Annotated in this window: 11 protein-coding genes and 1 pseudogene; 8 read left to right on the top strand and 4 right to left on the bottom strand. The window is 64.6% G+C overall.

The genetic code is table 11. From position 1 onward, the window contains the following. Window positions 1–49: 49 nt before the first annotated feature. The 3 genes from ACYOEI_RS23480 to ACYOEI_RS23470 all read left to right on the top strand — a co-directional run bounded on the left by ACYOEI_RS23480 (window position 50) and on the right by ACYOEI_RS23470 (window position 3610). On the top strand, window positions 50–820 hold the full coding sequence (locus ACYOEI_RS23480; protein WP_462852061.1) for a hypothetical protein: 771 nt from the start codon (window positions 50–52) through the stop codon (window positions 818–820). Window positions 821–968: 148 nt separating this feature from the next. Beyond that, window positions 969–1934: an FHA domain-containing protein gene (locus ACYOEI_RS23475; protein ID WP_462852060.1), complete on the top strand. Its 966-nt coding sequence runs from the start codon at window positions 969–971 to the stop codon at window positions 1932–1934. 179 nt (window positions 1935–2113) lie between these two features. Further along, complete coding sequence (locus ACYOEI_RS23470) at window positions 2114–3610, top strand: CARDB domain-containing protein (protein ID WP_462852059.1); 1497 nt, start codon at window positions 2114–2116, stop codon at window positions 3608–3610. Window positions 3611–3743: 133 nt separating this feature from the next. Here ACYOEI_RS23470 and ACYOEI_RS23465 read toward each other — a convergent pair whose 3' ends face one another. From ACYOEI_RS23465 to ACYOEI_RS23455, 3 genes are all read right to left on the bottom strand, one after another. Further along, window positions 3744–6245, bottom strand: a complete 2502-nt coding sequence (locus tag ACYOEI_RS23465; RefSeq protein WP_462852058.1) for a protein kinase domain-containing protein — start codon at window positions 6243–6245, stop codon at window positions 3744–3746. Window positions 6246–6349: 104 nt separating this feature from the next. Continuing rightward, the gene (locus ACYOEI_RS23460) at window positions 6350–6946 is read right to left on the bottom strand and encodes an RNA polymerase sigma factor (protein WP_462852057.1); all 597 of its coding nucleotides are present in this window, start codon (window positions 6944–6946) and stop codon (window positions 6350–6352) included. A gap of 33 nt (window positions 6947–6979) precedes the next feature. Continuing rightward, window positions 6980–7261 (bottom strand): hypothetical protein, encoded by a 282-nt coding sequence (locus tag ACYOEI_RS23455; RefSeq protein WP_462852056.1) that lies wholly within the window; start codon window positions 7259–7261, stop codon window positions 6980–6982. 1401 nt (window positions 7262–8662) lie between these two features. On the opposite strand from ACYOEI_RS23455, the gene ACYOEI_RS23450 reads away from it, so the two are divergent. Continuing rightward, complete coding sequence (locus ACYOEI_RS23450; RefSeq protein ID WP_462852055.1) at window positions 8663–9553, top strand: hypothetical protein; 891 nt, start codon at window positions 8663–8665, stop codon at window positions 9551–9553. Between the two features lie 318 nt (window positions 9554–9871). Continuing rightward, window positions 9872–10204, top strand: a complete 333-nt coding sequence (locus tag ACYOEI_RS23445; RefSeq protein ID WP_462852054.1) for an ArsR/SmtB family transcription factor — start codon at window positions 9872–9874, stop codon at window positions 10202–10204. Window positions 10205–10545: 341 nt separating this feature from the next. Here the strand turns inward: ACYOEI_RS23445 and ACYOEI_RS23440 are convergent. Beyond that, window positions 10546–10893: pseudogene (locus ACYOEI_RS23440) on the bottom strand (transposase family protein); the annotation flags it as partial. A 212-nt stretch (window positions 10894–11105) separates the two neighbouring features. Here ACYOEI_RS23440 and ACYOEI_RS23435 point away from each other — a divergent pair. From ACYOEI_RS23435 to ACYOEI_RS23425, 3 genes are all read left to right on the top strand, one after another. Further along, the gene (locus tag ACYOEI_RS23435; RefSeq protein WP_462852053.1) at window positions 11106–11240 is read left to right on the top strand and encodes a hypothetical protein; all 135 of its coding nucleotides are present in this window, start codon (window positions 11106–11108) and stop codon (window positions 11238–11240) included. 217 nt (window positions 11241–11457) lie between these two features. Beyond that, a complete protein-coding gene (locus ACYOEI_RS23430; RefSeq protein ID WP_462852052.1) occupies window positions 11458–12186 on the top strand; it encodes a leucine-rich repeat domain-containing protein in 729 nt (242 codons plus the stop codon). A 294-nt stretch (window positions 12187–12480) separates the two neighbouring features. Beyond that, on the top strand, window positions 12481–12630 hold the full coding sequence (locus ACYOEI_RS23425; RefSeq protein WP_462852051.1) for a hypothetical protein: 150 nt from the start codon (window positions 12481–12483) through the stop codon (window positions 12628–12630). Window positions 12631–12886: the final 256 nt, after the last annotated feature.

Raw genomic sequence — 12886 nt, 5'->3', positions numbered from 1 at the left:
TATAGTTTCTTATTTTTAGAGAGGACAGATAATGATGTCGAATCGACGCATGATTTCGATGGCCGCACTTTTGTCGCTGACGTCCCTGGCCGGCGGATCGATCGCCGCCACCCCGACGCCCGCAGACGTGCTGAGGGAACGAGGCCTCACGAAGTCCGGGGCGTATTTCGTCGTCGCGTCGGAATCCAACGTTTTCGCGGCGGTGAAGCGGATCCGACCGGCGATGGTGCGCATGACCTCGACGGGCGACAAGATCATCGACAACATGGTAGTCGAGGCCAACTTCCAGGAAGCCGACGACATGAGGATCGCGCTTGAGGGGCAGATCCGGATCTTCGACATGGAGATCCCGAGGCTCCCCCGACAGACCTACGAACAGAAGCTTTATGTGGAGGAGGCCATGGCAGAGAGGAACGCGACGCAGGAGAATTTGGTCTACGTCAACGCCCAGCTTAATATGCTCCGAAAGCGACGCCTCTCGGCGCAGCAGGTCGAGAAGCTCAATACCGACTTCGAGAAACACAAGGTCGCGTTCGTCCGTGAACGAGAAGAAATGCAGCCGGTCGTGGACAATACGATGAGCGAATATTCAGAGTTGAATGCCGACACTGCGGTCAGGAACGCCTTGAATGCGTTCGGGACCATGAACAAATTCAAGGCGAAGCTCGGCCCGTCCCCCGCGATGGTGAAGAGCGTCGGTGGTTTGAAGGACGTCGAGCGGGCCTATTCGCCCGAGACCGCCCCCGATCGGGTCAAGTCGAAGCGTAAGTCAAGGCTCAAAGTCAAGAGCAAGGCCGTCGCTTCGCGGAACTCCGGGTAACCTCTCGTCTCGACCGGGGAGCCATCCCGGTTGGATCTCGAAGGCGGCGGAGAAACGGCGATCTCGCCACGTTCGTCCCGAAATCGCCTCGACTCCGCCGTCGAGGATCTCGGTCTCCGAGCCAATCCTTAGTGAAAGGCAGCCCTCCATGTCTCTACCGTCGCGCCCGGCCCCGTCGAACCCGCCGGAGCGAACCTCAACCGCGATCGAGCCTGCAGCCGCCTTGGAGGATCGGCCCCGGCGACCAGATTTCGCCGAGGAACGTTCCGGGACGCTCATCGAGACCGACGAGGATCTCCGCCAAGCCCTCCTCTCGGGCCTCCAACCTCGGGCACAAGCCCAGGCCCAGGGTTCGGTACCTCCTCCGATCATGACCATCGCACCGACGGCCCCCTCGATCGGGGCGCCCCCTGCGCACCTCTTTCGCCCGACTGCGCGGCCGCCCATGCCGATCCTGACGGTTTACGACGACGGGAAGCTTGATGGCGAGGTCATCCGAATCCGAGACCGTCGCTTCGTCATCGGTCGCACGGAGGGGGATCTCCGGATCCCGATCGATGGACGCATTTCCTCGAGGCATGTCGAGATCACTCTCCAGACCGTCGCCGGTGTCCATCGCTGGGTCGTGACCGACCTCCAAAGCCTGCACGGCATGTTCGTCCGAGTCAGCCGGACGGTGATCGCTGACAAGGCCGAATTCCTCGTCGGCAATGGGCGTTACCGTTTCGACGCCCCTCCTTCGGTCTCCGACGCGACGGTCGACCAACTGGGCGACGGTTCGTTCTCCGGCCAGACTCACGGCTGGAACGAAGGAACGAATCCGCTCCGCACTTCGGCCCTGACCGAAGTGATCGGCAACGAGATCGGGAATCGGCTCCTGCTCGTCAAACCCGAGTACTGGATCGGTTCCGACCCCTCATGCCCGGTCGTCCGGACGGACGACCCCTTCTGCGAACCGCGCCACGTTCGCCTGTCGCGGAACGCAAAGGGGGTTTGGAATGCCGAACACAACCGGACTCAGAACGGCCTCTGGCTCCGGCTGTCCCAGATCGTGGTCGACAAGGTGATCCAGTTCCAGATCGGCGAACAACGATTCCGGCTCAAAATCTCGTGATCCACTCCGTCCAAGCGACGTGGGGCGTCGCCCGACACCGAAGGATTTCGTAACGTGGCTCGCCTTGACGGAGTTGACGGCTCCAGGTAGGTTTCGCGACGACCCCAGGATGGGTGTCGTACGCAGACCGAACGCGCTCTCAAATCTCGGGTGCGTTTCCTCAGGGAGGAGAAAGCCCCATGCCCAACGACCAACGTCGGGCCGACGCTCGCCGCCGCGCCTGGGGGCGCGGACCACACGTCCTCCGCTTCGAGCCGCTCGAGGGGCGCCAACTCCTCTCGGCGACCTCCGACCTGCCCGACCTGACGGGGCAGTCGATCTCGGTCCCGTCGAGCCTGACCTGGGGCCAGACCTTCGAGGTCCAGGGGACGGTCGTGAATCAGGGGACGACGACCGTCACGGCACCGATCCAAGTGATGCTCTACGCCGCGCCCGCGTTGGGGAGCACGTCGGGCGAAGTGGCCCTCGGAACGATCACCCTGCCCTCCGGCCTGCTCCCGGGCGCAACGGCCAGCTTCGACCAACAGGTGCTCCTCCCGTCGACTCCCCTGAGCGGAACTTCCCCCTCGGGGACCGTCTTCGTGGGGATGACCGTCGACCCCAACGGCAAGATCGCCGAGAGCAACGAGTCGAACAACACCGCCGTAGGCCTCGGGACCGACATCGCGCAGGCGACGGCCGCCCTGCCGACGTCGGCTTCGCTGGTTGGAACAAGCCTCCAGCTCTCCTCCAACACGACCGAATGGGGACGGCCGATCACGGTCACCGAGCAGATCACCAACAACGGGACGGCCGACGCGCCGGCGACGACGGCCCTGGTCGTGCTCACGCCTTCCGGCAACGCAATCGGTGGGCTGTCCGACGTATCGGTCGGCAACATCGCGATCCCGGCGATCCCCGCCGGGCAGTCGACGACGATCACACGCTCCATCACCATCCCGACGATTCCCCCGGCCGCACTGGCGGGAGGGAGCGACTTCACGCTCTCGGTCGCCCAGGATGCCGATTACGTGCTCAACCAGGTCTACCCCCACGTGGCGAGCCAAGGGGTCGGGGCCGACGAGGCGTTGCTCACGATCAATACCCCGGCCAAACCGCCGGCGATGCCGACGGCCCTGCCGCAGTTGGTCGTCACGGGCGTCACCACGGCGACGACCAACGCGACCTGGGGCCAGAGCGTTCAGGTCACCGCTGCCCTTGGGAACGCGGGTACGGTCGCCGCGGGTTCGGTCCGCGTCCGGTTCGTCCTCGTGGGGACGGACGGGACGGTGAACGGTGTCTTCCTCGGCGATACCGCCGTCAGCAGCCTCGCCGCGGGCGCGACCACCAACGTCTCGGCCAACCTCAAGCTTCCCGCCTCGCTCCCGACCGGACTCAGCAGTCAAATCACGGGGAGGATCGCCGTGATCCTCGACCCGGAACAGAACATCGACCGGGTGCCGACGACGAGCAGCGTCGGATTCTCCAGTACCTTTAAGGTCCAGGGCCCCGCGGGCGACACCAGCACGTCCGCGTCGACCGACGACGGCACGCCGACTGTCGCCGACAAGAAGGCCGCGACCCGGAAGGCTCTCGCCGAGGCCGCCGCGCAGAAAGCCGCCGCCAAGAAGGCCGCCGCCCTCGCCGCCCGCCAGGCGAAGCTCGCGGCACGCCAGCGGAACCCCCGCGTCCATTGACCGGACCTTCCCAGGCTCGGCGTCGCCCCTGCGCCGAGCTTCCCCTCCGCTGGGCCCTTGGGTTCTCCGTCCTCCTCATCCTCACGGCCAACGTCGCCCCCCCTTGAGCGTCGTCAACGGCCCACGTTGACCTTCATCGTGTCGACGCATCTCGCAAAGATGACGGACTCGGCCGAGGCGCAAGGACCGTATAGCCGGCTCGCAGTTCCTCGAAGAGCGGTTGGGCCTCCGAACAACCATCCAGGAGGGCCTGCTCGGCGTTCGTCTTCGCCGATGTCCGATCCCCCTGCTGGAACCTCGCGAGGGCGAGGTTGTAACGCAGGCGTCCCCGGATCTCGCGCTCGGGGACCGGCGCACTCAACGCCAGCTCGAAGTCGTCGATGGCCTGGCGGAGTCGACCATGCTTGTAGGACAGGATCCCGCGATTCAATCGGGCAGCCGTGAAGCCGGGATCGAGGGAGAGCGCCCGGGTGTCGTCCTCGAAGGCTCGTTCCCACTGGCCGAGCGCGTCGTAGGCCAGGGCTCGGTTATATCGGCAGGTCGCGACCTCGGGCGCGAGAGCAACACAGGTGCGGAAAGCCGCGACGGCCTCGCCGAACCGGCCGAGCCGATACGAGCCGAGTCCCGAGTAGAAGTTCGACCAGAAGTCCTGGGGCCTGAGGTCGAGGGCACGTCGAAACGCCTCAGTCGCGGGGGCGAACCTACCGGACCGCAGGAGGTGGCGTCCTTGATCGTAGAACTCCCAGGCCGTCCGAGGCTCGAGGGCTCGGGGATCCCGCGAAGGGCGGCCGCCGAGAGACTGACGTCTGAGGTCGATGGCGAAGCTCGGGCCCGCGGTCGACTCGACCTGTTCGAGGATCCGAAGGGACTCGCGACGGGCGACGTCGAATGTCTCAGGTGTCGCGAGCCCGACGCGGAAATCGACCCAAACGGCCGCGACTTCGACGAGATCCCGCTTGATCCTCTCCTCGAGCTCCTCCGAGAGGGCCGGGACGTTCGATACCGGGAGGATCAGCCCTCGGCGTTCGAAGAGGGATCGGCACTGTCCGACGAGTATCTCCCCGACGTCGGGCTTCGGGAGGTCGATGCCGTAGCGATACCGGATCGGATCGGCCAGGGAATGAAGCTCCTTCGCCATCCGCCCCCGCGAGGCGCGGAGGCGTTCCTCGCGGAGAGCCTTCGACAATCCACTGAGCGCCGGCAGGGAGTCGGCGTCGTCGAGGCCGTCATCCAGGACGTGCATCGCCTCGTCGTACCGGCCGAGCTCTTGATCTCGGCGCCCGACTTCGAGGGCCACCAAGACCTGGCTTATGCGTTGACGATAGGTGGAGACAGCCTCGGCGACCGCCCCGAGCGACGCGACCACGATCGAAAGTCCGGCGAGGTACCAGGCGAGGGCGCCGGGATGGCGTCGCCGCCACTTCTGCCAAAGCTCGAGAGGGCTCCGATTTCGTACGCCGCGCAACGGAAGGTCGTCGAGATGACGCCTCAGGTCATCCGCCAGGGTCGCCGCATCCTGGTAACGGTCGGCCGGGTGGTCGGCCAGGCACTTGGTGAGGATCTCACGAAGCCCGGGACTGATCCGCGGGAGAGCTCGGATCAAGCCCAGAGAATCCTCGCCGTCGAAGGTCGACTCGGGGTCGGCGAGCGATTCGCGGAGCAGGAGCCCGAGGGCGTAGATGTCGGCCCGACCGTCGACGGCCACGTCGATGGGACGCCCGGCCTCGACCGCCTCCATCGCCTCGATTTGTTCGGGGGCCATCCACCCCGGAGTTCCGCCGAGCCGATCGACAATCTCCTCGTGGGCCGAGATCGGTGGGCGGGCGAGGTGAAAATCCAGGAGCATCGGCTGGCCGTCGATCGTGATCAGGACGTTCGAGGGTTTGACGTCCATGTGGACGAGGCCGCGAGCGTGCGAGTAATGAAGGGCATCGGCCAGGCACGCCGCGACCCAGGTGACCGCGTGAACATACGACGCGTCTTCGAGCCCGCGCCGAAACGGACCGGCCGGGGAGGGACAGGCCGGCATCCTCGAGGTGTTCTGGTCGATCAACTCGACCAGGAGCCGTCCCGAGCGTTCGGATAGGGGTACGTCGGCCAATCCCTGGAGGATCAGGGAGAAGCTCGCCCCCCCGAGGTACGGCATGCAGAGCCCACGCAGGCCTCGGTCGGCGAACGAGTGCTCCGAGAAGAGCGGGACGATGTGCGTATGTCGCAGTCGAGCGAGTGCCAGGTGTTCGTCGTAGTCGCCCGGAATCACCTTCACGACGACCGGCCGATCCGCCAACCCCGGCTCGATGGCGAGGTATGTCCGCCCGCACGCCCCCCGCCCCAACTCGGCGAGGAGCCGGAACGGCCCGAGGGCCTCGCCGACCTCGGGCCATGCGACCGGATCGGAGATCGGCGAGAGCATCCGGTCGCACTCGAAGAGATCCCGGAGCTCGACGGCCCAGCGGGGGAACCGTTCGACGACCTCGGACGTGTCGACCTCCAACCCGGCCTCCCGCCTGAGCCAGACTTCCTCATAGACGAGTCGGATCGCCGTCTCGGTGTCGAGTTCCGGCTGCCGCTCGAGGATCTGCTCAGCGGAGACCTGCTCACCCCGTCCCCAGGCATCCGCCATCGCCGCGACCATGTGCGAAGCTCGTCCCCCCTCCCCCGTCAGGCTTGGAGGGGAGGACCGCGAACCCCGGGTCGGAACCTCGGAAGAACCTGAAGCCGGAATCATCGCGAGGTCCCTCAAGAGGATTCGTCGGGTCTCTCGGCCTCCCCCCGACGCGCGATCGAGAGGCGCCTCGCGAGGTCGTAGAAGATCCGTCGGACGCTCCCCTCGTGCAATCCGGTCCGGTCGGCGATCTCTCCGATCCGATAGCCCTTGGCCCGGAGTTTCACGGCCTCCTGATGGGCGGGCGGGCACGTGTCGAGGACGCGTTTCCAGAGCTCGTGCCCCTGCGCGACCTCGCTTGGCCTCGGGGCCGGCGTCTGCGGGGTCTTCCCGAGCGGGACGTCGGCCAGGGACTGCTCCCGGTCGAAGGCGTAGCGATGCTCCTGGTTCTGGTCGGCGAGCCGCCTCCAGGCCACTCGACGGAGGAAGGCCATGACCTGGGGACGGCCCGCGAATTGCCATCCACCGTTGCGGAAGCCCGGCACGACGCCCGCGAAGACCGACTGGACGATATCCATCGAGTCGACCTTGGTGCGGAGCTTGCGTCCCAGCCGACGCCGTACGGCGATTCGCAGCGAGGGCTCGCAGGACTGGAGGACCCGCTCCAACGCCTCGGAATCTCCTTGATTGAGCCGCTCGATCCAGGGATCCAGAGAATCCTCGACCTTCATGGCAACGCCCTCGAGGGGTTCTTCAACGGCCGATCAGGAGAGGCCATGGAGGGCGGATCGCCGACGCCTCGCCGGGCCGCCAGGTCTTGCCGACTCTCGACGTTCCCGCCAACGTCGGGCGACCTCGAGCGCAAGCCCCCCCGCACCCACTATGACCCACCTCGGACAACGTACGCCGGTGTCTCCCCCGTCGTCAGGATCTTCGCCTTCGAACTGGGCGAGGAACCGCGAGACCGACGCTTCGATCGTGTCGCGATCGAGGGGCAACACCGCCGTCAGGAGGTCCGCCCCACGGGGCACCAAGGATGTGTACAACCCGACTCCCGCATCCGAGTCGCAAGGTCGCGCCGACACATCGAGGGGCGATCCCACCTCCCTTTCAAACGCAATCGTCGAGGGAGCGTCGACCGATCCGGTTTCGGATTCGACGAGCGCAGGATCGACCGACGATCGGACGACCGCCCCGGCCCCCGGGATGACCAAGGGCGTCGCCACGAAGCCACCCGGGCTGATCGGCGGTCCGGGCGTCGCGGTGAGGCTCGAAACGGTGGATAGGACAGGATCGAGAGCCGTGTCAGCGGCAACCTCGACCTCGACCGCATTCGGGACGCTTTCCAGCGCCAGGAGGATCTCGAGCGAGGAGAGGACGGGCCGAACCGACTGCGGACGAGGCGAACCGGTCCCTGCGAGAGGCGTGACACTCGGCGGAGTTCCGCTCCCCCGGGCGTTCCCCGACGAAGGCGACGGAACCACGAGGAGAGGTTCAGGACCCTTCGCTTGCTCGGACGGAGTTTGAGCCGAGGGCCAAGCGTTCGCCCCACCGGGTCCAGGTGAAGAGCCCGAGGTCGCTCCGAAGGCCGGACTAGGATTGTCCCGCCCCGATGGACCATGCCCTTGTCCCCCGTGCCCTCCGAGGTCGACGAGTCCCGCGCGCGGCGGTGCCACTTCGGGAGGAGAGCTCGGAGGGGCCGCGGCATGGGCCCCGACCAAGGTACTGAGCAGCCAGCGACGGTCCAGGTGTTCCAGGCCCGTCAAGTCTCGGGCTTCGCGGCGACGTCTCGTTCTCATGGGTAGCTTCGCCTTCGAAGGACGAACCCCGGCCTCCGGACACTCCAGGGAGGGGTTCTCGTGCCCACGGTCCGACGTGATTTTGAGGGTCGTTCGACGAAATCGAGGACTCGTCCCGGGTCGGTATCCCACGTCGGCCCGACCCGTCTTCCCTGAAATCGCCGCCCAAACGCCCCTCGTGACGAACTGAGAACCGTTTCTCTCCGCGCCACGAGACATCGAATCGAGAACGGAGGCGTCTCCTCTTGATGAGTTAATCGAAGAACAAGGAAATTTCGCGAAACGTTGCGCGCGCTTTTCGTCCCGAAACCGGATCCATTCTTTTGTCCGAGCTCGAAAACGTCCGTCCGATGCCAGTCCGGGGGTCATGCTCCACCACGGTCGAGTCGGCCGTCGTGCGTCCGAAGTAAGGCCCGAGAAACGCCGTCGCGATCGTCGCCGAATTCCCGGGCACCGACGACTCGTCCGGTCACCCCACTCCCAGGGCCTTCGCGTCCGGGACGGGGGGCACGGAGCGACACCGAGAAAACACCACAATTTTTCACTTCAGACACGTTTCCTTATTTTTCATCTCCTAGACGACCGGCGACTCGTCCGGCAACGGTCCGATCACTCGTTTCGTCACCGATTGAGACAGGTGGAGTCCACATGATGCCGCTTCGATTGATTGCCAGCCGCCAACGGGCCCTTGGGAGCGTGCCCCGCCGACCCAAGCGGGTTGTCCTGTCCTGCGAAAACCTCGAAGGGCGCATCACCCCCGCCCATGTGGGTGTCCTGCACCACGGGCTCGGCCACTTCCATCACGGCTGGCGGGCCTCGTTCAACACCAGCACGAGTTCGACCACGACGAGCTCGAGCACCGACGGTACCAGCACGAGCACGGCCACTTCGTCGACGAGCTCGACCGGATCCTCGACGAGCACGGGCTCCGACTCGACGAGCACAGGTACCTCGACGGGCTCGGGCACGACCACGACGCCGACGGATTCGTCCGGCGACACCTCGGAGTCGGCGCTCCGAACCGCGGTCGACACGATCCGAGATGACATCGAGACCATCCAGCTCGCCTCGGGCACGACGATCGGCGAACTGACGGCAATCCGCGAGGCCTTCATGACCTTGCAGAAGGATGGGCTGACCCCGAGCAGCCCTTCCGCGTTGGCCTCGTTCCAGGACGGCCTCGTCACGGCCTTCGCCTCCGGGACGACGCTCGCCGACGACGCGACCCTGCTCGCCGAGTTCGAGGCGATCTTCACCGACTCGCCGACCGACCTGGAGACGACCGACCTCACCACCGCCTACAACGCGCTCGCGGCGGCGGTGACCTCCTCGAATATCACCTCAACTGACCTCGCGACTATCGACGCCGACTGGACCGCCGTGTTGGCGGCGCTCGGCGATAACACCGACGCCGGCGCCTTCCCCTACTTCACCCTCGTGATCGGCCCGATGGGGCCGGGCGGAGGAGGCGGGGGCCCATCGGGCAATGACGGACCGCCCACGGGCTTTGGTGGCAGCGGTGGTGGTGGAATGTGCTGATCCTCTCGCAGGCTCGACAGGTGACTTTGTCGGGGCGAATGGCAGAGCCTGCCCCCGAAAACCATGGCGATTTGTCTAACCTCGACGGACAGGACGTCTGCCGCTGGCACGACGGGTCGCCTCAAGGGCGGCGGCTCCGCGACGCGGGGCTCGCCGCCCCGACATCCTGGTGGATCTCTCGGCCTTGATTGTCGACGAGATCCCGACGTCGTTCGGCCCGACATTCCGGGCCCTCCCGATCGCCCAGGTTCCGTGACTACGGAACGTTTCCCTTCCCAAACACCACATCACCCCTGTCCCAACAACGGAGGCGCGACGATGATCCTCACCACCGAGACCAAGCCCCTCATCAAGCGGAACGAACTCGCGCTGGAAGCCCGGATGATCCGCCGCGCGGCGAGTCAGCTCAAGCAGATCAGCGAGACGAGTCGCTTCCAAATCATCCTGATGCTCGCATCGGCCGAGAAGAATGTCGGCACGATGTGCCACGAGCTCGGCCACACCCAACCCGCCGTCAGCCATCACCTCGCCTTGCTGCGTCACGGCGGGATCATCTCGGTCCGTCGGCAAGGACGGAGCAACTACTACGGCCTTACCGAGACGGGCAGACACCTGGCGATCGTCCTGCAACGAATGATCGAGCATCCCTAAGCAGGACTTTCCACGAGTCTCGACAGTGCACCCTGTACCTTTAATCCGAGTTGAGCGGGACATCTCCCAAGTAAATCTTGATAGGTAATCAGCATCCCATTCGATTCCACCCGGAGATGTCCCGATGACTGACGCTACGCTCCTTTTTGGGCGATCTGGCAAACCTTGCTCCGATCCGACTTCCATCAAGAACTTGTCTCTCCACCCGCAGCTACGCCGCTTCATCGCCACGCCGACCGACTTCACCTCCTTCCACAACAACTCGACCCCAAGGAGATCCGTCGGGTCTCGCAGTTGGAAATAGGTCCTCGACTTCTCCAGGCCGTGTCCGACCTCCCTCGTCAAGTGCTCCTGCGCCTTGGCCATGTCGCCCTCGAGTCGCTCATCGAGGTACTCGATGACCGCTGAATGCAACGTCTCCTGGTCCCCTTCAACGCGAGGACGCAGTCGGCCTGGGCCTCCACGAACTGGGCCGCGATCGCCTTCTGAGGCCCCATCGCGTCGATCGTGATGCGCCCTCCCTTGATGTCCACCAGCCTGAGGAGTTCCGGGATCGCCGCGAGCTCGGCGGCCCATCGTGCGATGGAGGTGGGGCAGCAGGCGCCCGCGAGGATGGCCAAGACGGCGATGGCGACGACCGAGGAGAGGGGATGTCGCAGGTTGATCGTCGAGCCAGGGTCGTCGAGTTGTTCGAAGTGCGCGGTGAACTCATCGAGAGAAACGCGAAGTGAGTCGGCCGTAGTTCAAATCCCGGGAGGAGCCGTCGAGGGAGCCGTACGGGGATAAGCGATCCGGCGACCGAGAGAGGGCGTAAGCCCTACAGAAGGCCAAGCCCATGCATAAGTTCGCGCTGGCCGTGGACTGGGAACAAGTTGCCGTGGTATAGGAGAGCGAAGCGAATATGCAACTTTTCGATGTGGTTGCTGCGTCGGTCCAGCGCGGAACGCTTGTGTCCAACCCTGGCGGCACGGCTGACTATCGTTTTGAGCTTTCAGGATCAGCCAACGGGGCGCTCATCGAGATCGAAAAGGAGTGAAGACGGTATCTCTGCGTCGGCGTGCCTATGCCCGGCCGTCTGGTACTATCTGAATACGCGTTCGGGTGAACGCTCGGCAAGACTGCCTCCGACCCAAACCTTTATAATTTTGTGATTACCAGAGTAAGTGTCCTTGGGGAACACTGGGATGATCGACCCAAGCCCGCGACGTACCTGGCGACAAAACCTTCGACCCTTCCTGACTCTCCGGGGGCAGATGGTCGTCATCGGGGCGCTCGCCATCTGGATGGGGTGGTTCATCCACAAAGTGAACGTCCAGCGAGAGTCAATCACTGCCATCTACCGAGCGGGCGGCAGCGTCCATTACGACTCGGATTTCGACATCGGTAATGGCCCGAAGCGGAGGGTCTTGGCGCCTCGATGGCTCGTGAAATCGCTCGGCATCGACTTCTTCAGCTCAATAGATCGTCTGAGCTTCCACAAAACGGGGGCCGACGAGCTCGCTGGCTATCTGGCAAAGCTCCCGAAGCTCAAGACCGTCGACTTCAGCAAATCGGATCTGAGCGATTCAGGCCTCGCCCGCCTTCGCGGCCTCGACCTCCATTTCCTGATCCTATGCGAGACGAAGGTGACTGACGCAGGCATCCGCCACATCCGCAATATGAATAATCTTAATACTCTTTATCTCGATAGAACCTCGGTTGGTGATGATGCGATGGCGGGACTAGCGACCTTGCCGATGCTGGAAGTCCTCATGGTTTCCGAAACGCAGGTCGGCGATCTTGGCGTGAGATCGATCGCGAAGCTCCCGGCCCTCAAAGTCGTGAACCTAGTCAGGTCCCAGGTCGGAGACGCGGGCGCGGTCATGCTGAAGTCGATGCCCGGGCTCAGGCCGTTGGATATCTATGGGAGTTACGTAACGCCTAAAATGATGAAGCAATTGTATCCGTCATTTTATGGAGTCAGCTCGCCGCCGGGCGCCTGACCATGTCCGGCAATAGTTGCATCAAAATATAAACAAAAGTATACAAACCTACCCCTCCAACTCCTCCACTCGCTCTACCAGCTTCGCCCCGGGCCATGCCATCAGGCTTAGGCAGACCGGCCGGAGAATCTGATCCCGCCACTCCTCACCCACGCTGACTACCGCTGGCGTGGAACCGACGAAACGTGTCACTGCGGTGGCCGACGTTCCGCATGCGCGTCGGTCCGACGGGCTGGTGGCGGACCGCCAGGCCCGTGAAACCGATCACATTCGTCGCCTGGAGCTCCCCCCGCCATGGCACTGATCACGCAGCTCGACATCAAATTCGCCGGGTCATTCCAGGCCCGCCTGGCCGTCGGTTCAGACCCGAGCGCCTCTTCTCCCACCGACCCGTTCGGAACCTACGGCAAGAAGTCGGGAGGCATGGCGGCAACGTGTGCGTAAATCGAGAAGCCGTTCGACCGAATTATCCGTCTCTCGAAGCCGGTGGACCTGCGCAACCTCCAGATCTCCCCGTGGCGTGACACCGTCGTCGTGTCCGTCAACATCACCGCCGGCGGAGTGTACCAGCCGGCACCCCCGGGAAATGCCCTCATCGGGAGGCTAGGCTCTCTGGGTCCCAAGGCGATGTTCATCGAGGACGAGGGGTACGAGTTGTTCGACGCGAAATTGATGATCGACCCGTTCCTGCTCGGCCACC

It is taken from the genome of Singulisphaera rosea, assembly GCF_054877945.1.
This window is presented reverse-complemented; position numbering and strand designations above follow the sequence as displayed.